Raw genomic sequence first — 22351 nt, 5'->3', positions numbered from 1 at the left:
GTGCCCGTCTGCCGGAAGGGCTGGCGCCCCTCCGGCAACACAGTTGCTCCAGGGACGGATTCACGGCGTCCCCTGCGCAGCCCACCCGCCCGGCCAAGCCACCGAATCCAACCGGGCCGTTCGCGACCAACCCAACCGACCCGCCACGAGGGGCTGCGCCGTTCGCTGAAAATCCATGTAACCGCTTACAAGCAAACGGGTTTTTGCCGTAACGGGTATCATGGGCGGCTGACTTCATACAGGAGCCACCCGCTCATGCGCCGCAAGATCGTCGCCGGAAACTGGAAGCTGCACGGCAGCCGTCAATTCGCCACTGACCTGCTGGGCCAGGTGGCTGCGGGGCTGCCCAAGGCCGGGGTCGAGGTGGTGATCCTGCCGCCGCTGCCCTACCTGGGAGAGCTGGTCGAGGACTTCGGCGAGACCGGCCTGGTGTTCGGTGCCCAGGACGTCAGCAGCAACGAGAAGGGCGCCTATACCGGTGAGGTCTGCGCCGCCATGCTGCACGAGGTCGGTGCCCGCTACGGCCTGGTCGGCCACTCCGAGCGCCGCCAGTACCATAATGAAAGCAGCGAGCTGGTCGCGCGCAAGTTCGCCGCCGCCCTGCATGCCGGCCTGGTGCCGGTGCTGTGCGTCGGCGAGACCCTGGAACAGCGCGAGGCCGGGCAGACCGAGGCCGTCATCGCCGGCCAGCTGGCCCCGGTGCTGGCCCTGGTCGGGGGCGAGGGCTTCGCCAATGCCGTGGTCGCCTACGAGCCGGTCTGGGCCATCGGTACCGGCAAGACCGCCAGCAAGGAACAGGCGCAGCAGGTCCACGCGTTCATCCGTGGCGAAGTGGCGCGCATCGATGCTAGAATCGCTGATTCACTGCCCATTCTTTACGGCGGCAGCGTGAAGCCCGACAATGCCGGGGAACTGTTCGCGCAGCCGGATGTCGATGGTGGGCTGGTCGGCGGCGCCTCCCTGGTGGCCGCGGACTTCCTGGCCATCGCGGAGGCGGCGGTCGCGAACTAATCCTTGTAAGTATTGTCCGAGGGCGGATTCCCAATGCTGATGTTGATCCTCAATGTCGTCTACGTGCTCGTGGCCGTGGCCATGATCGCGCTCATCCTGATGCAGCGTGGTTCGGGTGCGGCGGCTGGTTCGGGCTTCGGTGCTGGCGCCTCGGGCACCGTGTTCGGCGCGCGTGGCGCGTCCAACTTCCTGTCCAAGTCGACCAAGTGGCTGGCCGTCGTGTTCTTCGGCATCAGCCTCTTCATGGCCTGGTATGCCGGCCACGGCAGCCGTCCGGCGGCCGACCAGGACCTGGGTCTGATGTCCGCCCCGGCGGCCAGCGCTCCGGCCGCTCCGGCAGGTGAACTCCCGGCCGTTCCGAAGGCCGATGCGGTCCCGGCCGCCCCGGTTCCGGCCGCGAATGTGCCGGCTCAGGCGGAATCTTCGGTTTCTGGTGAAGAAAAGCCTTCGGAAGGCTCCCAGAAAGACTGAAGACGGTTACAATATGCGGCGCATCGGGTTATCTGACTGATGTGATCGTTTGCCCAGGTGGCGGAATTGGTAGACGCACTACCTTGAGGTGGTAGCGACTTAGGTCGTAGGGGTTCGAGTCCCCTCTTGGGCACCATTTGTAAGTAAAGCGGGTTCTCCTGGCGCGCAATGCGCCAGCCGTTTCCCGTCCACTCCCCCATGCCAAAGCGCCTGCAGGCGCGGCGGCAGAGGCAAGAGAGAATCGCTGTGCTGGCCGAATATTTGCCGTCTCTGCTGTTTCTGATCGTCGCGACCGGTATCGGCATCACGCTGATGCTGATCGGTCGATTCCTCGGTCCCCGCCGCCCCGATCTGGAAAAGCTCTCGCCGTACGAGTGCGGCTTCGAGGCCTTCGAAGACGCGCGCATGAAGTTCGACGTGCGCTACTACCTGATCGCGATCCAGTTCATCGTCTTCGACCTGGAAATCATCTTCATCGTGCCGTGGACCCAGGTCTTCATGGAGCTGGGCGCCCGTTCGCTCGTCACCATGGGCCTGTTCGTCGGCATGCTGTTCCTCGGTTTCATTTACGTCTGGAAGAAGGGAGCGCTGGAATGGGAGTGATTCAGACTCTCGATGGCCTCATGAACAATCCGGTCCCGGAAGGTCGGGTTGATGACATCCTGCGGCCGGAGGGCGACAACCCGCTGCTGGAAAAGGGCTTCGTCACCACCAGCGTCGACGCACTGCTGAACTGGGCGCGCACCGGCTCGATGTGGCCGATGACCTTCGGTCTGGCCTGCTGCGCAGTCGAGATGATGCACGCCGGCGCCGCGCGCCTGGACCTTGACCGCTACGGTGTGGTGTTCCGCCCGTCGCCGCGTCAGTCCGACGTGATGATCGTGGCCGGTACCCTGGTCAACAAGATGGCCCCGGCGCTGCGCAAGGTCTACGACCAGATGCCGGACCCGAAGTGGGTCATCTCGATGGGCAGCTGCGCCAACGGCGGCGGCTACTACCATTACTCCTATTCTGTCGTGCGCGGCTGTGATCGCGTGGTGCCGGTGGACGTCTACGTCCCGGGCTGCCCGCCGACCGCCGAGGCGCTGGTGTACGGGATCCTGCAGCTGCAGAAGAAGATCTGGCGTACACAGACCATCGCCCGCTGACCCTTCCACACTACAAGAGCGCGCCAAGCCCCCATGGCAGAGCAAGCATCCTTCACCGACCGACTCTCCGCACGTTTCGCTGGTGCGAAGGTCATCGTGGTCGAACCCCGCGGCGAAGTGACGCTGGAGGTGCCTGCCGCCGAGTGGCATGCCACCGCGCTGGCGCTGCGTGACGAGTTTGGTTTCGAGCAGGCCGTGGATCTCTGCGGCGTCGATTACCTCGGTTATGGCTCCGACGAATGGGACACCGCTGACGTGTCCTCGCAGGGCTTCAGCCGCGGCGTCGAAGGCAAGGCCCAGGGCCGTTTCGCGTGGGGCGAGTTCCCCACCGAAGAGAACGGTGCCGACGGCGCGAGCCCGCAGCACATGCCGACCCAGCGTTTCGCCGTGGTCGCCCAGCTGCGCTCCTACCAGCACAACCTGATGTTGCACCTGCGCTGCTTCGCCCCTGACGAAGCACTGCCGGTGGTGTCCTCGCTGACCGGCATCTGGCCGGGCCTGAACTGGTTCGAGCGCGAAGCGTTCGACCTGTACGGCGTGATCTTCGAAGGTCACCCGGACCTGCGCCGGATCCTGACCGACTACGGTTTCGTCGGCCATCCGTTCCGCAAGGACTTCCCGCTGATCGGCAACGTCGAAGTCCGCTACGACGAAGAAAAGAAGCGCGTGATCTACGAACCGGTCACCTCGGTGGAGCCGCGCGTCGGCGTGCCGCGCGTGATCCGCGACGACGCCCGTCTGCAGACCGCAGAAGGTGAGCGCGCGCAGGAGGCAGTGAAGTGAGCCACGTACACCAGGCCGGCGAAGCTTTCGCCAGCAACGCCGCCGAGAGCCGGCAGGAAATCCGCAACTACACCATGAACTTCGGCCCGCAGCATCCGGCCGCCCATGGTGTGCTGCGCCTGATCCTGGAAATGGACGGCGAAACCATCATGCGCGCCGACCCGCACGTCGGCCTGCTGCACCGTGGTACCGAAAAGCTGGCCGAGTCCAAGCCTTTCAACCAGTCGATCGGCTACATGGATCGCCTGGACTACGTGTCGATGATGTGCAACGAGCACGCCTACGTGCGCTCGATCGAAACCCTGATGGGGATCGAGGCGCCGGAACGCGCGCAGTACATCCGCACGATGTACGACGAAATCACCCGCATCCTGAACCACCTGATGTGGCTGGGCTCCAACGCCCTCGATCTGGGTGCGATGGCGGTCATGCTGTACGCCTTCCGTGAGCGCGAAGAGCTGATGGACTGCTACGAAGCAGTCTCCGGCGCGCGCATGCACGCGGCCTACTACCGTCCGGGCGGCGTCTACCGCGACCTGCCGGACCACATGCCGAAGTACAAGGAATCGCGCTGGCACAAGGGCAAGGCGCTGAAGCAGCTCAATGCTTCGCGTGAAGGCTCGCTGCTGGACTTCCTGGAGAACTTCACCAACGAGTTCCCGGGTCGCGTCGACGAATACGAAACCCTGCTGACCGACAACCGTATCTGGAAGCAGCGTACGGTCGGCATCGGCGTGGTCAGCCCGGAGCTGGCCCACCAGTGGGGCATGACCGGCGTGATGCTGCGCGGCTCGGGCGTTGCCTGGGATCTGCGCAAGAAGCGTCCGTACGCCAAGTACGATGCCGTCGATTTCGACATCCCGCTGGGCAAGGAAGGCGACTGCTACGACCGCTACCTGTGCCGCGTGGCGGAAATGCGTGAGTCCAACCGCATCATCAAGCAGTGCGTGGCGTGGCTGAAGGCCAACCCGGGCCCGGTGATGGTGAAGAACTTCAAGGTCGCGCCGCCCAGCCGCGAGGACATGAAGGACGACATGGAAGCGCTGATCCATCACTTCAAGCTGTTCAGCGAAGGCTACTGCGTGCCGGCCGGCGAAACCTATTCGGCGGTGGAAGCCCCGAAGGGTGAGTTCGGCTGCTACCTGGTCTCCGATGGCGCCAACAAGCCTTTCCGCGTGCACCTGCGCGCGCCGGGCTTCGCCCACCTGTCCTCGATCGATTCGATCGTGCGCGGCCACATGCTGGCCGACGTGGTGGCGATGATCGGCACCTACGATCTGGTGTTCGGCGAGGTTGACCGGTAATGACGTCTGCCAAGCCAACGCCTGCTGCAGGCAGCCGGCGCAAGCCGGCGCCGCAGTTTCTGCAATTTCACGTTATGCATTTCGCTGAGGTCGGCCGATGAAGGCGACAGGTAATTTCGAGACGGCGCGCGACGTCGACCCGATGGTGGTGTTGAGCGACAAGACGCGCGCTCACATCGATCACTGGCTGTCCAAGTTCCCGCCGGACCGCAAGCGCTCCGCCGTGCTGCAGGGCCTGCATGCGGCCCAGGAGCAGAACCAGGGCTGGCTGACCGACGAGCTGATCGCCGGCGTGGCCAAGTACCTGGATCTGCCGCCGGTGTGGGCCTACGAGGTCGCCAGCTTCTACTCGATGTTCGAGACCGAGAAGGTGGGCCGCAACAACGTGGCCATCTGCACCAACATCAGCTGCTGGCTCAATGGCGCCGAAGACATCGTGCGCCATTGCGAGAAGAAGCTGGGCATCAAGCACGGCCAGTCCACCCCGGACGGCCGCGTCTACCTCAAGCGCGAGGAAGAGTGCCTGGCAGGCTGCGGTGGTGCACCGATGATGGTCATCAACGGTCATTACCATGAGCGTCTGACCCTGGAAAAGGTCGACGAGCTGCTGGACGGGCTGGAGTAAGGGCATGGCACATCACCACGAATCCAAGGGTCCGGTCGGCCCCGCGCCGCTGCCGCACCAGGTGGTCTACACCACCCTGCATTACGACACCCCGTGGTCGTACGAAAGCTACCTGAAGACCGGTGGCTACGCCGCCCTGCGCAAGATCCTCGAAGAGAAGATCCCGCCGGAGCAGGTCATCGAGATGGTCAAGGCCTCGGGCCTGCGCGGCCGCGGTGGCGCTGGCTTCCCGACCGGCCTGAAGTGGTCCTTCATGCCCAAGGGCAACATGCAGAAGTACATCCTCTGCAACTCGGATGAATCCGAGCCGGGCACCTGCAAGGACCGCGACATCCTGCGTTACAACCCGCATTCGGTCGTGGAAGGCATGGCGATCGCCTGCTACGCCACCGGCTCGACCGTGGGCTACAACTACCTGCGCGGTGAGTTCCACCACGAGCCGTTCGAGAACTTCGAGCAGGCCCTGGCCGATGCCTATGCAAACGGCTGGCTGGGCAAGAACGTGATGGGCTCGGGCGTGGACATCGACATCTACGGTGCCCTGGGCGCCGGCGCCTACATCTGCGGCGAAGAAACCGCGCTGATGGAGTCGTTGGAAGGCAAGAAGGGCCAGCCGCGCTACAAGCCGCCGTTCCCGGCGAACTTCGGCCTGTACGGCAAGCCGTCGACGATCAACAACACCGAGACCTACGGTTCGGTGCCGGCGATCATCCGCAACGGTCCGGAGTGGTTCAAGGGCCTGAGCCTGACCGGCAACGGTGGTCCGAAGTGCTTCTCGGTCTCCGGCTGCGTGCAGAACGGCGGCAACTTCGAAGTGCCGCTGGGCACCACCTTCGACGACCTGCTGGCGATGGCCGGTGGCCTGCGTCCGGGCCGCACCCTGAAGGGCGCGATCCCGGGCGGCGTGTCGATGCCGGTGCTGACCGCGGCCGAGCTGAAGGGCCTGCCGATGGACTACGACACCATCCGTGCACTGGGCTCCGGCCTGGGTTCGGGCGCCGTCGTGGTGCTGGATGACAGCGTCTGCTGCGTCAAGTTCGCCTGCCGCATCAGCCAGTTCTTCCACAAGGAATCCTGCGGCCAGTGCACCCCGTGCCGTGAAGGCACCGGCTGGATGCACCGCGTGCTGGAGCGCATCGTCGCCGGCAAGGCCACGATGGAAGACCTGCACCAGCTGAAGGCGGTGGCCGGCCAGATCGAAGGCCACACCATCTGTGCGTTCGGCGAAGCGGCTGCATGGCCCATCCAGGGCTTCCTGCGCCAGTTCTGGGACGAGTTCGAGTACTACATCGTCAACGGTCATTCGATGGTTGACGGCAAGAAGGTGGAGGCAGCCGCTGCATGAGCGCGCAACCCGTAAATCCGAGCGTCCCACCCGATCACGTCACCATCGAGATCGATGGCAAGTCGCTGGTCGTGCCCAAGGGCTCGATGATCATCCAGGCCGCCGACAAGGCCGGCATCTCCATTCCGCGCTTCTGCTACCACGAGAAGCTGCCGATCGCCGCCAACTGCCGCATGTGCCTGGTGGACGTGGAGAAGTCGCCGAAGCCGGCGCCGGCCTGCGCCACCCCGGTGATGGACGGCATGAAGGTCGCCACCCGCAGTGAGAAGGCGCTCAAGTTCCAGCGTTCGGTGATGGAGTTCCTGCTCATCAACCACCCGCTGGACTGCCCGATCTGCGACCAGGGCGGCGAGTGCGAGCTGCAGGACGTTTCGCTGGGCTATGGCCGTTCGGTCAGCCGCTTCAACGAGCGCAAGCGCGTGGTGCCGGACGAGGACATGGGTCCGCTGGTCGCCACCGAGATGACCCGCTGCATCCAGTGCACCCGCTGCGTGCGCTTCACCGCCGACGTGGCAGGCACCTATGAACTGGGTGGCATGTACCGCGGCGAGAACCTGCAGATCGGTACCTACGACGGCAAGCCGCTGACCACCGAGCTGTCCGGCAACGTCGTCGACGTCTGCCCGGTCGGCGCGCTGACCAACAAGGTGTTCCAGTTCCGCGCCCGTCCGTGGGAACTGACCGCGCGCGAATCGCTGGGCTACCACGACGCCATGGGTTCGAACCTGTTCCTGCACGTGCGTCGCGGCGAAGTGCTGCGTACCGTGCCGCGCGACAACGAAGCCGTGAACGAGTGCTGGCTGTCCGATCGTGACCGCTACTCGCACCAGGGCCTGTACAGCGAAGACCGTGCGGTCAAGCCGCTGCGCAAGGTCAACGGCGAGTGGAAGGAAGTGAGCTGGGCAGAAGGCCTGGCCGCGGCCGCCGAGATCCTCAAGGCCCACCAGGGTGACCATCTGGGCGTGCTGGTGCACCCGTCGACCTCCAACGAGGAAGGCGCGCTGCTGGCCCGCCTGGCCAAGGGCCTGGGCTCGAACAACATCGACCACCGCATCAACAACCGCGATTTCTCCGACGCCGCAACCGCCGAAGTGTTCGGCCTGCCGCTGGCCGAGATCGAAGGCGCCGACCGCATCGTCGTTCTGGGCAGCAACATCCGCCACGAACTGCCGCTGCTGCACGCCCGCCTGCGCAAGGCGCAGACCACCAAGGGCGCGAAGATCCACGTCGTCAACCCGGTGGACTTCGACTTCGCCTTCAGCATCGCCGGCAAGCAGATCGTTGCCCCGTCGAAGTTCGTCGACGCGCTGGCCAGCGAAGAACTGCGTTCGGCAGTGCAGGGCGGTACCAACACCGTGCTGATCGTCGGTGGCATCGCCGAGAACCACCCGCAGGCCGCCGCGATCCGCGCCGCTGCGCGTGATTTCGCTGCCGCCACCGGTGCCAAGCTGTGCCGCATCCCGCAGGGCGCCAATGCCGTGGGCCTGACCCGCGCCGGCGTGCTGCCGGCTGGCAAGGACGTGGCCACCATGCTGGCGCAGCCGCGCCAGGCCTACGTGGTGTACGGCCTCGAGCCGGGCCTGGACTTCGCCGATGCCCCGGCCGCGCGCAAGGCGCTGGTCGGTGCCAAGGTGGTGGCCTTCAGCCAGTTCGCCTGCGTCTCCACCCGCGACGTTGCCGACGTCATCCTGCCGATCGGCGCGCTGCCGGAAATCGACGCCACCCTGACCAACCTCGATGGTCGCGAGCAGTCGGCCCGTGCCGGCGGCAAGCTGCCGGGCGAGGCCCGCGAGGGCTGGCGTGTGCTGCGCGCACTGGGCGGCGACATGGCGCTGGCCGGTTTCGACTTCACCGACCTGGCCGGCCTGCGTGCCAGCCTGGCGCCGGTGTCGGTCGCCGTGGCGGCCTCGGCCCAGCCGGCCGTTGCCGGCGAAGGCCTGGAAGTGGCTTCGACCGCTGCGATCTACCGCACCGATGCGGTGGTCCGTCGCGCGCCGGCGCTGCAGTCGCATCCGCTGAACAACGCCCCGCGCATCGTGCTGAACGCTGACGATGCCGCGCGCCTGCAGCTGCAGGAAGGGCAGATGGCCAAGGTCGGCACCGATGCCGGCAAGGCCACCCTGCCGGTGGTGGTCGACGCCCGCGTCGCTGCGGGTTCGGTCTGGATTGAATCGGGCCACGGCGCGACCGCGCCGCTGGGTGCCGCTCGCGTATCGGTGGTGGCTGCATGAACGAATTGCTGTTGAACGCGGTCGACCCGCTGCACCAGTGGCTGCTTGCCCTCGGTGATATCGGCGCGCTGATCTGGATCATCCTGAAGATCCTGGTGATCGCCGTGCCGGTGATCGTCTCGGTGGCCTTCTACGTGGTCTGGGAACGCAAGCTGATCGGCTGGATGCACGTCCGCCACGGCCCGATGTACGTGGGCATGGGCATCTTCCAGGCCTTCGCCGACGTCTTCAAGCTGCTGTTCAAGGAAGTCCTGCAGCCGAGCAGCGCCAACAAGGCGATCTTCCTGCTCGCGCCGCTGATCACCCTGGCCCCGGCGTTTGCCGCCTGGTCGGTGGTGCCCTTCGACTCGCAGATCGTGCTGTCCAACGCCAACGCCGGCCTGCTGTACCTGCTGGCGATGACCTCGCTGGGCATCTACGGCATCATCCTGGCCGGTTGGGCATCCAACTCGAAGTACGCGTTCCTGGGTGCCATGCGCGCCTCGGCGCAGATGATCAGCTACGAAATCGCGATGGGCTTCGCCCTGGTCGGCGTGATGATCGCTTCGGGCAGCCTGAACCTGAGCAGCATCGTGATGGCCCAGGCCGGCAGCTCCGGCTTCTTCGACTGGTTCCTGATCCCGCTGTTCCCGCTGTTCGTCATCTACTGGGTGTCGGGCGTGGCTGAAACCAACCGCGCTCCGTTCGACGTGGTGGAAGGCGAATCGGAAATCGTCGCCGGCCACATGGTCGAATACTCCGGCGGTGCCTTCGCCCTGTTCTTCCTGGCCGAATACGCGAACATGATCCTGATCAGCTTCCTGATCTCGATCTTCTTCCTCGGCGGCTGGCTGAGCCCGATCCAGGGCTGGGCGGACTTCGGCGATGTCTCGCCGCTGGTCGACTGGATCTGGAAGGGCGGTGCACCGTGGCTGTTCGTCAAGGTGTTCTTCTTCGCCAGTGCCTACATCTGGTTCCGTGCCAGCTTCCCGCGCTTCCGCTATGACCAGATCATGCGCCTGGGCTGGAAGGTCTTCATCCCGCTGGCCATTCTGTGGATCGCGGTTACCGCCGTCATGGTGTTCTTCGGCGTGATTCAAAAGGGCGTCTAAGTGATGAACAGGATTACCCATTACTTCAAGAGCCTGCTGCTGCTCGAACTGCTGGCCGGTCTCTGGCTTACGCTGAAGTACAGCTTCAAGCCGAAGTACACGATGATGTACCCGATGGAGAAGTTCCCGCAGTCGCCGCGCTTCCGTGGCCTGCACGCCCTGCGCCGTTACCCCAACGGTGAAGAGCGCTGCATCGCCTGCAAGCTGTGCGAAGCGGTGTGCCCGGCACTGGCCATCACCATCGACTCGGCCAAGCGCGAGGACGGCACCCGCCGTACCACCCGCTACGACATCGATCTGTTCAAGTGCATCTTCTGCGGCTTCTGCGAAGAAAGCTGCCCGGTGGACTCGATCGTCGAAACCCACATCCTCGAGTACCACTTCGAGAACCGTGGCGAAAACATCGTTACCAAGCCGCAGCTGCTGGCCCTTGGCGATCGTCTCGAAAACGAGATCGCCGAGCGTCGTGCCGCCGATGCCGCTTACCGCTGAGGTCGAGAGATGGATTGGGTAAATATCGCTTTCTGGGTGTTCGCCATCGCGGCAACGGTTTCGGCCGGTGCGGTGATCAGCGTGCGCAACCCGGTTCACGCCGTGCTCTGCCTGGTGCTGACCTTCTTCTCCATCGCCTGCGTGTGGCTGCTGGTCGGTGCCGAGTTCCTCGGTGTCGCCCTGGTGCTGGTCTACGTCGGCGCGGTGATGGTGCTGTTCCTGTTCGTGGTGATGATGCTCGACATCGATCCCACTAACCTGCGTGAGGGCTGGGTGCGCTACCTGCCGGTCGGCCTGATCGTGGCCGTGGCCATGCTGGTGCAGATGCTGATCCTGATCGGGGTGAAGGGCAGGGCGGTCAACGCCTTCCCGGCGGACAACGCTGCGGCCCTGGCCGCGGACACGTCCAACATCACCTGGCTGGCACGCAGCCTGTTCACTGAGTACCTGCTGCCGTTCGAGTTCGCCGCCGTCATCCTGACCGTGGCCGTGGTCGCCGCAGTCATGCTGACCCTGCGTCGCCGCACCGGTGTGAAGAGCCAGAACCCGGGTGACCAGACGATGGTCAAGGCCTCGCAGCGTCTGCGCGTGGTCAAGATGGACGCCGAACAGCCGGTGGTCCACACCAACACCAAGCCGGTCGCGGGCGACGAGGAGACCCAGGCATGATCACTCTCGGCCACATCCTGGCGCTGGGCGCGGTGCTGTTCTGCATCAGCCTTGCCGGCATCTTCCTCAACCGCAAGAACATCATCGTCCTGCTGATGTCCATCGAGTTGATGCTGCTGTCGGTGAACATCAACTTCGTCGGGTTCTCGCGCCAGCTCGGCGATCCGTCGGGCCAGCTGTTCGTGTTCTTCATCCTGACCGTCGCCGCAGCCGAGGCCGCCATCGGCCTGGCGATCCTGGTGACCCTGTTCCGTACACGCCGCACAATCAATGTCGGCGAAGTCGATTCGCTGAAGGGCTGATCCACAGATGGAAATCACTCTCTCCAAGAGTCTGTTGATCGCAGTGGTGCTTGCACCGCTGTTCGGCAGCATCATCGCCGGCCTGTTCGGTCGCCAGGTCAAGCGCTTCGGCGCCCAGACCGTCACCATCCTTGGCGTGGCCATCAGCTGCGCCCTGTCGATGTACACGCTGTACCAGCTGGTCTGGGGCGGTGCACAGCCGTTCAACCAGAACCTGTACACCTTCTTCGAAGTCGGCCAGTACTCGGCCCATGTCGGCTTCATGGTCGACAAGCTGACCGCGATGATGATGGTGGTGGTGACCTTCGTGTCGCTGCTGGTCCACATCTACACCATCGGCTACATGGAAGAAGACCCGGGCTACCAGCGCTTCTTCAGCTACATCTCGCTGTTCACCTTCTCGATGCTCACCCTGGTGATGAGCAACAACTTCCTGCAGCTGTTCTTCGGCTGGGAAGCGGTGGGCCTGGTGTCGTACCTGCTGATCGGCTTCTGGTTCAAGCGCCCGACCGCGATCTTCGCCAACATGAAGGCGTTCCTGGTCAACCGGGTCGGTGACTTCGGCTTCCTGCTGGGCATCGCCGGCGTGCTGTGGGTGTTCGGCACCCTGGACTACTCGCAGGTGTTCTCGCAGGCCGGCGCACTGGCCAGCCCCGAAGCCAAGATGCAGATCTGGGACGGCACCGTGTTCGGCATGCAGCTGCTGAGCGACCCGGTTGTCTGGTCGATCGCCACCGTCATCTGCATCTGCCTGTTCATCGGTGCCATGGGCAAGTCGGCCCAGGTGCCGCTGCACGTGTGGCTGCCGGATTCGATGGAAGGCCCGACCCCGATTTCGGCGCTGATCCACGCCGCGACCATGGTGACCGCCGGTATCTTCATGGTCACCCGCATGTCGCCGCTGTTCGAGCTGTCGCAGACCGCGCTGAACTTCATCCTCTTCATCGGCGCCACCACCGCGTTCTTCACCGGCCTGATCGGCATCGTGCAGAACGACATCAAGCGCGTGGTCGCGTACTCGACGCTGTCCCAGCTCGGCTACATGACCGTGGCGCTGGGCGTGTCGGCCTACTCGGCAGCCGTGTTCCACCTGATGACCCACGCCTTCTTCAAGGCGCTGCTGTTCCTGGGTGCCGGCTCGGTCATCATCGCGATGCACCACGAGCAGGACATGCGCAAGATGGGCGGCCTGCGCAAGTACATGCCGATCACCTTCATCACCATGTGGATCGGTACCCTGGCCCTGGTCGGTACGCCGTTCTTCTCCGGCTTCTACTCGAAGGACACCATCATCGAGGCCGCCGAGATCCACGCCCACATGCAGAACACCTGGGTGGCCACCTATGGCTACTGGGCAGTGCTGGGTGGCGTGCTGGTGACCAGCTTCTACAGCTTCCGCCTGCTGTTCCTGACCTTCCATGGTCCGGAGCGCTTCCGTGACGCGCACCACGATGACCACGGTCATGACGACCATCATGCCGCCGATGCCCATCACGCCGATGCGCACCACGGCGATGCCCATGACGACCACGGCCATGGCCACGGTCCGCATGAGCCGCACGAAACCCCGTGGGTGGTGACCCTGCCGCTGATCCTGCTGGCCATCCCCTCGATCGCCATCGGTTTCTTCAGCATCGGTCCGATGCTGCACGGCACCGACTGGGCCGGCCACCACGCCCACGAGGCGATCAAGGGCCAGGCGACCACGTTCTTCACCGGCATCGTCGATTTCTACGATCCGGCCAAGAACACCGTGGCATTCCTCGGCGAGGAGTTCCATGGCCCGGTGGCGTTCGCGCTGCACGGCATGATGCTGCCGCCGTTCTTCCTGACCGTCGCAGGCTTCCTGCTGGCCGCGCTGTTCTACCTGTGGAAGCCGGACCTGTCGGGCAAGGCCCGCAAGACCTTCGCTCCGCTGGTCTCGGTGCTGGAAAACAAGTACGGCTTCGACAAGCTGTGGATCGACGGTTTTGCCGGTGGCAGCGTCAAGCTCGGCAAGATCGCTCGCTGGATCGACAGCAACATCGTCGACGGCGTGGTCAATCTCTCGGCACGTGTTGTGGACGTCGCAGCCGGCGTGCTGCGTCGTACCCAATCCGGTTTCCTCTATCACTACGCCTTCGCGATGATCATCGGCCTGATTGCCCTCCTGGGCGTGCTGATGCATTACCTGCGTTGATGACCTGTACGGAATAAGAAGACGTGTCGAACTGGCCCCTACTCAGTGTCCTCATCTGGCTGCCGATCCTCGGCGGTGCCCTGATCCTTGCGATCCGTGATGCGCAGACCGCCCGCTGGGCGTCGATCGGCGTGGCGCTGCTGACCTTCGTTGCGAGTCTCTCGCTGCTCGGCGGCTACAACCCGGCTGCCGATGGCATGCAGTTCGTCGAGACCCATGCGTGGATCCCGGCGTACAAGATCGGCTACAACCTGGGCGTGGATGGCATCGCCATCGCGCTGATCCTGCTGACCACCCTGGTCGGCGTGCTGGCCCTGCTGGGTGCCTGGAGCGCGATCGACAAGCGCGTGAACCAGTACGTGGCGGCCTTCCTGATCCTGGAAGGCGTCACCGTCGGCATCTTCTCGGCCACGGACGCGATGCTGTTCTACGTGTTCTTCGAGGCGATGCTGATCCCGATGTTCCTCATCATCGGTGTCTGGGGCGGCCCGCGCCGCATCTACGCCGCGATGAAGTTCTTCCTGTACACCTTCCTCGGCTCGGTGCTGATGCTGGTGGCGCTGATCTACCTGTACATGAAGGGTGGCAGCTTCCAGCTGGCCGACCTGTACGCGCTGCCGCTGAGCGCCAAGGAACAGACCTGGATCTTCTTCGCCTTCCTGATCGCCTTCGCGGTCAAGGTGCCGATGTTCCCGGTGCACACCTGGCTGCCGGACGCCCACGTGGAAGCGCCGACCGCCGGTTCGGTGATCCTGGCCGCCATCGCCCTGAAGATCGGTGGCTACGGCTTCCTGCGCTTCAACCTGCCGATCGTTCCGGATGCGTCCAACGAATGGGCCTGGCTGGTGATCGCGCTGTCGCTGATCGCGGTGATCTACGTCGGCCTGGTCGCCCTGGTGCAGGACGACATGAAGAAGCTGATCGCCTATTCGTCGATCGCGCACATGGGCTTCGTCACCCTGGGCACCTTCATCGCCCTGTGGCTGGTGCGTGAAGCCGGCAACGCCGATGCAGCCCGCCTGGGCCTGCAGGGCGCCATGGTGCAGATGATCTCGCACGGCTTCGTGTCCGGTGCGATGTTCTCCTGCGTCGGCGTGCTGTACGACCGCATGCACAGCCGCCGCATCGCCGATTACGGCGGCGTGGTCAACGTGATGCCGTGGTTCGCCACCTTCGCCATGCTGTTCTTCATGGCCAATGCCGGCCTGCCGGGCACCAGTGGCTTCGCCGGTGAATTCATGGTCATCCTGGCTGCGTTCCAGCGCAATCCGTGGATCGCCCTGGGCGCCGCCACCACCCTGATCATCGGTGCGGCTTACACGCTGTGGCTGTACAAGCGCATCTTCTTCGGCGAAGTGGCCAACAGCCACGTGGCCGAACTGAAGGACATCAACGGCCGCGAATGGGCGCTGCTGAGCGTGTTCGCCATCGGCGTGCTGGCGCTGGGCATCTACCCCAAGCCGCTGACCGACCTGATGGAGCCCTCGATCGCGAAGCTGGCGATGCAGATCGCATCCAGCAAGCTGCTGTAATTCCAGGATTTGATGATGACCACCTCGCCGCTGCTGCCATTGACCGCCGCTGACCTGCCACCGCTCGCTCCCGAGCTGGTGCTGATCGGCAGCGCCTTCGCCCTGATGATCCTCGACCTGTTCGTCAGCAACCGGAACAAGATCGTCACCCACCTGTTCTCGGTCGCCGCACTGGCCGTGGTGCTGTTCATGCTCGCCACCGGCGTGGGCGGGCAGGGTGAGGTCTTCCACGGCATGTTCGTGCGCGATACCGCCGCGGACGTGATGAAGACCGGGATCGTGCTGCTCAGCGGCCTGACCCTGGTCTACGGCTGGCGCTACCTGCGCGACCGCAACCTGTTCCAGGGCGAGATCCCGGTGCTGATCCTGTTCGGCACCGCCGGCATGATGATCCTGGTCTCGGCCGGCAGCCTGCTGATGGTCTACCTGGGCCTGGAACTGCTGGCCCTGTGCTCGTACGCACTGGTCGCCAGCAACCGCGACAGCGGCCTGGCCTCGGAAGCGGCGATGAAGTACATCGTCCTCGGTTCGCTGGCCTCGGGCCTGCTGCTGTACGGCATGTCGCTGATCTACGGCGCCACCGGCAGCCTGCACCTGGATGCCATCCAGGCCGCCATCCCGCATTCGGATGAGCGCGTGCTGCTGATCACCGGTGCGGTCTTCATGATCGCCGGCGTGGCCTTCAAGCTGGGTGCCGCTCCGTTCCACATGTGGCTGCCCGACGTGTACCAGGGTGCCCCGGCGCCGATCGCGCTGTTCATCAGCTCGGCACCGAAGCTGGCCGCCTTCGGCATGGCCTACCGCCTGCTGGAGATGGGCGTGGGCCCGCTGTCGACCGAACTGCAGCTGCTGATCGCCGGCCTGGCCGCCGTGTCGCTGGTCATCGGCAACCTGATGGCCATCGCGCAGAGCAACCTCAAGCGCATGCTGGCGTTCTCCACCGTGTCGCACATCGGCTTCCTGCTGATGGGCATCGCCGGTGGCGGCGCTCAGGGCTATGCCGCCGCGCTGTTCTACGCACTGGCCTACGCCATCATGTCCACCGCCGCCTTCGGTGCGATCATCGCCCTGTCGCGCGCCGGCTTTGAAGCCGAGAACATCGAGGACTTCAAGGGCCTGAACGCCCGCAACCCGTGGATGGCCGGCCTGGTGCTGTGCATCATGGCGTCGCTGGCCGGCATCCCGCCGTTCCTGGGCTTCTGGACCAAACTGGCCGTGCTCGGCGCTGCCGTCAACGGCGGCCTGCTGTGGCTGGCCATCCTCGGCGTCCTGTGTGCCGTGGTCGGCTGCTTCTACTACCTGCGCGTCATCAAGGTCATGTACTTCGATGAGCCGGTGGGCGAGGCCATGCCGCGCAACAACGACCGCGTGCTGGGCGTGGTGCTGGGCGTGAATGCCCTGGCGCTGCTGGCCCTGGGCCTGGCCTGGAACCCGATCATGGTCTGGTGCCAGCAGGCATTTGCGCATCTTGCATAAAAGTTGACACAAAGCTGCGCGATTCGTGTAATATGCGCAGCCTGAGTTGTCACTGCAGCGGTTCAGCCAGAACATCGTTGCGGTAGCCCTCCTCGAAAGAGCGGGGCAGCAGTTCAAACACTTCCGGTGCGGGGTGGAGCAGTCTGGCAGCTCGTCGGGCTCATAACCCGAAGGTCGCAGGTTCAAATCCTGCCCCCGCTACCAAACTTCAGATCGGCGCCAACCGGTTTGATGAATGAGGGAAAGCTTGCATGTTTTGAAGTTATCACTCATAATTCCGCTTCTGATGCGGGGTGGAGCAGTCTGGCAGCTCGTCGGGCTCATAACCCGAAGGTCGCAGGTTCAAATCCTGCCCCCGCTACCAAGTAAAGAGATCGCCTTCGAAGCCCTGCTTCGGAGGCGTTTTTCTTTGGGCGTACGCTGGATCCGCCGGGCATGGCGGTCCAAGCCTTGCACCAGCGAGGTGCAGCCGCTATCATCAGCGGCCTAGGCAGTACCCCTGAAGGCGGCCTCCCCACGGGAGACCCGGTCCGGAAGGAGGGCTCGCAACACGCTTACGCAGCGCGTTGCAACCGGAATCCAGTCACCGGAGTCTTTCCGGAAAAAGGGGCCCAGCGGGCCCTTTGTCGTTTCCGGGGCGTCATGTTTTCCCCGCCGGCCGTGGCCGGCACCCAACCAAGAGATCAAGGCAGGCTGTGAGCGACAAGGCAACCGACATCGCGAATCTGCTCGGCCCGACCGTTGTGTCGCTGGGCCTGGAGCTGCTGGGCGTTGAGTATCTGCCGGCCCCCGGCGGTGCGACCCTGCGCCTTTACATCGACGTGCCGCTGGCTGAACAGCCCGAGCGCATCATCAACGTGGACGACTGTGAGCGCGTCAGCCGCGAAGTGTCCGCGCAGATGGACGTCGAAGACCCGATCAGCGGCAACTACACGCTGGAAGTGTCTTCGCCGGGCGTCGACCGTCCGCTGTTCAACCTGGAGCAGTTCGGCCGTCACCTCGGCGAAATGGCCAAGGTCACGCTGAAGCTGCCGCAGGACAACCGCCGTCGCCTGCAGGGCCGCATCGAAGCGACCGACGAGGCTGCGGACACCATCACCTTCATCGTCGACAAGACCGAAGTGGTCGTGTCGGCCGACAACATCGACAAGGCCCGGATCATGCCGGACTGGGTTGCCCTGGGCCTGGCCCCGAGCAAGCCGACCGGCCCGGCGCCGAAGCGTCCGAAGCCGGACAAGAATTCTTCTTCCAACGAGCCGGCGGCAAAGAAGCCGCGCGCGGAGTGAGCCAATGAGCAAGGAACTGTTGCTGGTAGTGGACGCGGTCGCCAACGAGAAGGGCGTGCCGCGTGAAGTGATCTTCGATGCGATCGAGGCCGCCCTGGCGTCCGCAGCGAAGAAGCGCTATGCCGACGAGGAAGTGCTGACCCGCGTGGTCATCGACCACAAGGATGGCAGCTACGAAACCTACCGCCGCTGGGAAGTGGTGGCCGATGACGTGGTCATGGAATCGCCGGACCGCCAGATCCGCCTGATGGACGCCGTCGACGAAGCCGAAGGCGTGGACGTCGGCGACTACATCGAAGAACAGATCGAAAACCCCGATTTCGGCCGCATCGCCGCCCAGGCCGCCAAGCAGGTCATCGTGCAGCGCGTGCGCGAAGCCGAGCGCCAGCAGGTCGTCGATGCGTGGAAGGATCGCGTTGGTGAGCTGATCACCGGTGTGGTCAAGCGCGCCGAGCGCGGCAACATCTACGTGGACCTGGGCGGCAACGCCGAAGGTTTCATCCCGAAGGACAAGGGCATCCCGCGCGACGTGCTGCGCGCCGGTGACCGCGTGCGCGGCTACCTGGCCGAAGTGCGTTCGGAACCGCGTGGCCCGCAGCTGTTCATCAGCCGCGCCGCCCCGGAATTCATGATCGAGCTGTTCAAGCTCGAAGTGCCGGAAGTCGGCCAGGGCCTGGTGGAAATCAAGGCCTGTGCCCGCGATCCGGGCGATCGCGCCAAGATCGCCGTGCTGGCCCACGATACCCGTACCGATCCGATCGGTGCCTGCATCGGCATGCGCGGTTCGCGCGTGCAGGCCGTGTCCAACGAGCTCAATGGCGAGCGCGTGGACATCGTGCTGTGGAACGACAGCCCGGCCAACTTCGTCATCAACGCGATGGCACCGGCTGAAGTGCAGTCGATCATCGTCGATGAAGACAAGCACTCGATGGATCTGGCCGTGGCCGAAGACCGCCTGGCCCAGGCCATCGGCAAGGGCGGCCAGAACGTGCGCCTGGCCAGCCGCCTGACCGGTTGGCAGCTGAACGTGATGACCCAGGACCAGGTCACCGCCAAGTCGGAAGCCGAGCAGTCGTCGGCCCGCCAGCTGTTCATGGACAAGCTGGAAGTGGACGAGGAAATCGCCGGCATCCTGGTCAGCGAAGGCTTCGGTACGGTTGAAGAAATTGCTTATGTCCCGGTCGGCGAACTGCTGGCCGTGGAAGGTTTCGACGAGGACATCGTCGAAGAGCTGCGCGCTCGTGCCCGCGATGCGCTGCTCAATGAGGCCCTGGCAGTCGAGGAAGGCCTTGAAGACGGCCAGCCGGCGCAGGACCTGCTGTCCCTTGAGGGCATGGACGAAGCCACCGCTTACGCGCTGGCCGGCCACGGCGTGCGTACCAGCGAGGAGCTTTCCGACCTGGCCGCCGACGAGGTCATGGACTTCGGCATCGAAGGGCTGGACCAGGAGCGCGCCGCGGCGCTGATCCTGGCTGCGCGTGCCGAGGAGATCGCCCGACTGGAACGCGGCGAATGAGCCGGCAATGAACAGGGCCCTGAGCCGATCAGGGCGTAGAATCCGCGCCACCTCCATCTGCGGGGGGGCGCCCACAAGATCATAGGATCCGAATGTCGCAGCAAACCACCATCCGCAAGCTTGCCGAACTGGTCAACACGCCGGTCGAGAAACTGCTGGAACAGCTGGCCGGTGCCGGCATGAAGTTCAGCGGTCCCGACCAGGTCGTGACCAGCACCGAGAAGGTGAAGCTCCTGGGCTTCCTTCGTCGTTCGCACGGCAAGCCCGAGCAGGCCCCGGAAGAGACTGATCAGTCTGCAAAGAAGATCACGCTCAACCGCCGGAAACAGCAGGAAGTGACGGTCAATTCCGGTCGCAGCAAGACGACCGTGAATGTCGAGGTGCGCCAGAAGCGTACCTACGTCAAGGATGGTGCGCGTGCCATGACGCCGGACGAAGAGCGTGCCGACATCCTGCGCAAGCTGGAAGAGTCGCGCGCCCGCAACCTCGCCGAACAGCAGGCCCTGGCCGAGAAGGATCGTCTGCGCGACGAAGCCATCGTCCGTGCCCGTGAGGAAGAAGTTGCCGCCAAGGAACGTGCCGAGGCCGAGAAGAAGGCTGCCGAGGAAGCTGCAGCTGCCGCCAAGGCCGCCGAGGCCCTGGCTGCCACCAAGCCCAAGCGCGCTCCGATCGACGAAACCGCACCGCGCCCGCCGCGTACCCCGGCTGCCGCTCCGGCCGCACCGCGTGGTGCACCGCCGGCACCGCCGCGCAACGACGACCGCAACAACCGCAGCGCGCCGCGCAGCGAGCGTGGCCCGGGCGATCGTTTCGCCGGCCAGATGCACCTGTCGGCTGCCGACCGTGCACGTCGTGGCAACAGCAACAACAGCAACAACCGTGGTCGTCCGGGTGGTCGCAACCAGAGTGGCGGCCGTCGCGACATGTCGCGTGGTGGCAACAACGCCGGTCCGCACGCGTTCGAGCGTCCGACCGCACCGGTCGTGCGTGAAGTGGCGATCGGCGAAACCATCACCGTGGCCGACCTGGCCCAGAAGCTCGCGCTGAAGGGTGGCGAAGTGGTGAAGGCGCTGTTCAAGATGGGCGTGATGGCCACCATCACCCAGTCCATCGACCACGACACCGCCGCGCTGGTGACCGAAGAACTCGGCCACAAGGCGATCCGTGCCAATGACAACGACGCCGAAGACGCACTGCTGGCCTCGACCGGTGAAAACCAGGGCGAAGCCGTGCAGCGTCCGCCGGTGGTCACCATCATGGGCCACGTCGACCACGGCAAGACCTCGCTGCTGGATTACATCCGCCGCACCAAGGTCGCCCACGGCGAAGCCGGTGGCATCACCCAGCACATCGGTGCGTACCACGTTGATACGCCGAAGGGCGTCATCAGCTTCCTGGATACCCCGGGCCACGCCGCGTTCACCTCGATGCGTGCCCGCGGTGCCAAGCTGACCGACATCGTGGTCCTGGTGGTTGCCGCCGACGACGGCGTCATGCCGCAGACCAAGGAAGCGATCCAGCACGCCCGTTCGGCGGGTGTGCCGCTGATCGTGGCCATCAACAAGATCGACAAGTCCGGCGCCGACCCGATGCGGGTCAAGAACGAGCTGCTCTCCGAGCAGGTCGTGGCCGAAGACTTCGGCGGTGACATCCAGATGGTGGAGATCTCGGCCAAGACCGGCCTGGGCATCGACGATCTGCTGGATGCCGTCTCGGTCCAGGCGGAACTGCTGGAACTGAAGGCCGTCGACGAAGGCCGCGCCGCAGGCGTGGTCATCGAATCCTCGCTGGACAAGGGCCGTGGCCCGGTCGCCACCGTGCTGGTGCAGCAGGGCCGCCTGAAGAAGGGCGACTACCTGGTGTGCGGCATCCAGTACGGCCGCGTGCGTGCGCTGTTCGACGAAACCGGCAAGCAGCCGGAGTTCGCCGGTCCGTCCATCCCGGTGCAGGTCCTGGGCCTGTCCGGCGTGCCGGAAGCCGGTGACGACTTCGTGGTCGTCGAGGACGAGCGCCTGGCCAAGGACGTTGCCCAGCAGCGTGAGACCAAGCGCCGCGAATCGCGCCTGGTCGCCACCGCTGGCAGCCGCATGGAAGACATCATGGCGACCCTGGGCAAGGGCGAGGGCCAGCAGGTCCTCAACCTGGTCATCAAGGCCGACGTGCAGGGTTCGGTGCAGGCGCTGAGCCAGGCACTGGTCGCGCTGTCCAACGAAGACATCCGCATCAACGTGATCCACTCCGGCGTGGGCGGCATCACCGAGTCGGACGCCAATTCGGCTGCCGCTTCGAAGGCCACCGTCATCGGCTTCAACGTGCGTGCGGACGCTTCGGCCCGTCGCATCATCGAATCCAACGGCGTGGACCTGCGTTACTTCTCGATCATCTATGACGTGATCGACCAGGTGAAGCAGGTGGCATCCGGTCTGCTGGGCGTGGAGATCCGCGAAGAGATCATCGGTATCGCCGAGGTCCGCGACGTCTTCCGCAGCTCCAAGCTGGGCGCGGTTGCCGGCTCGATGGTCATCGAGGGCGTGGTCAAGCGCAACAAGCCGATCCGCGTGCTGCGCGACAGCGTGGTGATCTTCGAGGGCGAGCTGGAATCGCTGCGCCGCTTCAAGGAAAACGTCGAGGAAGTCCGCAACGGTACCGAATGCGGTATCGCGGTGAAGGCCTACAACGACGTCAAGCCGGGTGACCAGATCGAGTGCTTCGAGCGTATCGAAGTGCCGCGCACCCTGTAATGCTGCAAGGTGGCCCGACCAACGGTCGGGCCCCACCATGATGTAGCACCCGACCAGCGGTCGGGTACCATGTGGTAGCGGCCCCCCCGGGGGGGGGGGGGGGGGGGCCGCGGCGCGCAAACCCCAACCAACAAAACAACAAAACAAAA

The 22351-nt window shown here is 64.8% G+C and carries 19 protein-coding genes and 3 tRNA genes; all 22 read left to right on the top strand.

What is annotated here, in order from left to right:
* The first annotated feature begins 255 nt into the window (after positions 1–255).
* The 22 genes from tpiA to infB all read left to right on the top strand — a co-directional run bounded on the left by tpiA (position 256) and on the right by infB (position 22202).
* On the top strand, positions 256–1011 hold the full coding sequence (gene tpiA, locus IAE56_RS14485) for a triose-phosphate isomerase (RefSeq protein ID WP_108769460.1): 756 nt from the start codon (positions 256–258) through the stop codon (positions 1009–1011).
* Positions 1012–1044: 33 nt separating this feature from the next.
* The gene (gene secG / locus IAE56_RS14480) at positions 1045–1482 is read left to right on the top strand and encodes a preprotein translocase subunit SecG (RefSeq protein WP_200752994.1); all 438 of its coding nucleotides are present in this window, start codon (positions 1045–1047) and stop codon (positions 1480–1482) included.
* Positions 1483–1533: 51 nt separating this feature from the next.
* Positions 1534–1618, top strand: a tRNA-Leu gene (locus tag IAE56_RS14475).
* Positions 1619–1728: 110 nt separating this feature from the next.
* On the top strand, positions 1729–2085 hold the full coding sequence (locus tag IAE56_RS14470) for an NADH-quinone oxidoreductase subunit A (RefSeq protein ID WP_079222613.1): 357 nt from the start codon (positions 1729–1731) through the stop codon (positions 2083–2085).
* Entirely contained in the window at positions 2076–2630 is a 555-nt protein-coding gene (locus IAE56_RS14465; RefSeq protein ID WP_079222612.1) for an NADH-quinone oxidoreductase subunit B, read from the top strand. The genes IAE56_RS14470 and IAE56_RS14465 overlap by 10 nt, the downstream gene beginning before the upstream one ends.
* A gap of 33 nt (positions 2631–2663) precedes the next feature.
* A complete protein-coding gene (locus tag IAE56_RS14460) occupies positions 2664–3413 on the top strand; it encodes an NADH-quinone oxidoreductase subunit C (protein ID WP_200752993.1) in 750 nt (249 codons plus the stop codon).
* Positions 3410–4717 (top strand): NADH-quinone oxidoreductase subunit D, encoded by a 1308-nt coding sequence (locus IAE56_RS14455; protein ID WP_116863229.1) that lies wholly within the window; start codon positions 3410–3412, stop codon positions 4715–4717. The genes IAE56_RS14460 and IAE56_RS14455 overlap by 4 nt, the downstream gene beginning before the upstream one ends.
* Positions 4718–4814: 97 nt before the next feature.
* Positions 4815–5342 (top strand): NADH-quinone oxidoreductase subunit NuoE, encoded by a 528-nt coding sequence (gene nuoE / locus IAE56_RS14450; protein ID WP_108769456.1) that lies wholly within the window; start codon positions 4815–4817, stop codon positions 5340–5342.
* A 4-nt stretch (positions 5343–5346) separates the two neighbouring features.
* Complete coding sequence (gene nuoF / locus IAE56_RS14445) at positions 5347–6687, top strand: NADH-quinone oxidoreductase subunit NuoF (protein WP_200752992.1); 1341 nt, start codon at positions 5347–5349, stop codon at positions 6685–6687.
* The gene (gene nuoG, locus IAE56_RS14440; protein WP_200752991.1) at positions 6684–8918 is read left to right on the top strand and encodes an NADH-quinone oxidoreductase subunit NuoG; all 2235 of its coding nucleotides are present in this window, start codon (positions 6684–6686) and stop codon (positions 8916–8918) included. Before nuoF ends, nuoG begins: the two co-directional genes overlap by 4 nt.
* Positions 8915–10009, top strand: coding sequence for an NADH-quinone oxidoreductase subunit NuoH (gene nuoH, locus IAE56_RS14435; RefSeq protein ID WP_108769453.1), 1095 nt, complete (start codon positions 8915–8917; stop codon positions 10007–10009). Before nuoG ends, nuoH begins: the two co-directional genes overlap by 4 nt.
* 3 nt (positions 10010–10012) lie before the next feature.
* Positions 10013–10501 carry an NADH-quinone oxidoreductase subunit NuoI gene (gene nuoI / locus IAE56_RS14430; RefSeq protein ID WP_005410456.1) on the top strand — a complete coding sequence of 163 codons (489 nt, stop codon included), beginning with the start codon at positions 10013–10015 and terminating at the stop codon, positions 10499–10501.
* 9 nt (positions 10502–10510) lie between these two features.
* Positions 10511–11170 carry an NADH-quinone oxidoreductase subunit J gene (locus tag IAE56_RS14425; protein WP_200752990.1) on the top strand — a complete coding sequence of 220 codons (660 nt, stop codon included), beginning with the start codon at positions 10511–10513 and terminating at the stop codon, positions 11168–11170.
* Positions 11167–11472: an NADH-quinone oxidoreductase subunit NuoK gene (nuoK, locus tag IAE56_RS14420; RefSeq protein WP_053519917.1), complete on the top strand. Its 306-nt coding sequence runs from the start codon at positions 11167–11169 to the stop codon at positions 11470–11472. The genes IAE56_RS14425 and nuoK overlap by 4 nt, the downstream gene beginning before the upstream one ends.
* 7 nt (positions 11473–11479) lie before the next feature.
* The gene (nuoL, locus tag IAE56_RS14415) at positions 11480–13651 is read left to right on the top strand and encodes an NADH-quinone oxidoreductase subunit L (protein WP_200752989.1); all 2172 of its coding nucleotides are present in this window, start codon (positions 11480–11482) and stop codon (positions 13649–13651) included.
* A 23-nt stretch (positions 13652–13674) separates the two neighbouring features.
* Positions 13675–15183 carry an NADH-quinone oxidoreductase subunit M gene (locus tag IAE56_RS14410; RefSeq protein WP_108769450.1) on the top strand — a complete coding sequence of 503 codons (1509 nt, stop codon included), beginning with the start codon at positions 13675–13677 and terminating at the stop codon, positions 15181–15183.
* A 15-nt stretch (positions 15184–15198) separates the two neighbouring features.
* Positions 15199–16659 (top strand): NADH-quinone oxidoreductase subunit NuoN, encoded by a 1461-nt coding sequence (gene nuoN / locus IAE56_RS14405; protein WP_079222602.1) that lies wholly within the window; start codon positions 15199–15201, stop codon positions 16657–16659.
* A gap of 127 nt (positions 16660–16786) precedes the next feature.
* Positions 16787–16863 (top strand) — tRNA-Met (locus IAE56_RS14400).
* Positions 16864–16946: 83 nt separating this feature from the next.
* A tRNA-Met gene (locus IAE56_RS14395) sits at positions 16947–17023 on the top strand.
* Between the two features lie 331 nt (positions 17024–17354).
* Positions 17355–17945 (top strand): ribosome maturation factor RimP, encoded by a 591-nt coding sequence (gene rimP / locus IAE56_RS14390; protein ID WP_108769449.1) that lies wholly within the window; start codon positions 17355–17357, stop codon positions 17943–17945.
* 4 nt (positions 17946–17949) lie between these two features.
* Positions 17950–19461: a transcription termination factor NusA gene (gene nusA / locus IAE56_RS14385; protein WP_108769448.1), complete on the top strand. Its 1512-nt coding sequence runs from the start codon at positions 17950–17952 to the stop codon at positions 19459–19461.
* A 92-nt stretch (positions 19462–19553) separates the two neighbouring features.
* Entirely contained in the window at positions 19554–22202 is a 2649-nt protein-coding gene (gene infB, locus IAE56_RS14380; protein ID WP_108769447.1) for a translation initiation factor IF-2, read from the top strand.
* Positions 22203–22351: the final 149 nt, after the last annotated feature.

Origin of the sequence: Stenotrophomonas sp. S41 (genome assembly GCF_016624625.1) — a bacterium.
Classification (GTDB): Bacteria; Pseudomonadota; Gammaproteobacteria; order Xanthomonadales; family Xanthomonadaceae; genus Stenotrophomonas.
Note: the sequence above shows the minus strand (reverse complement) of the source record. Positions and strands in the feature narration are given on the sequence as shown.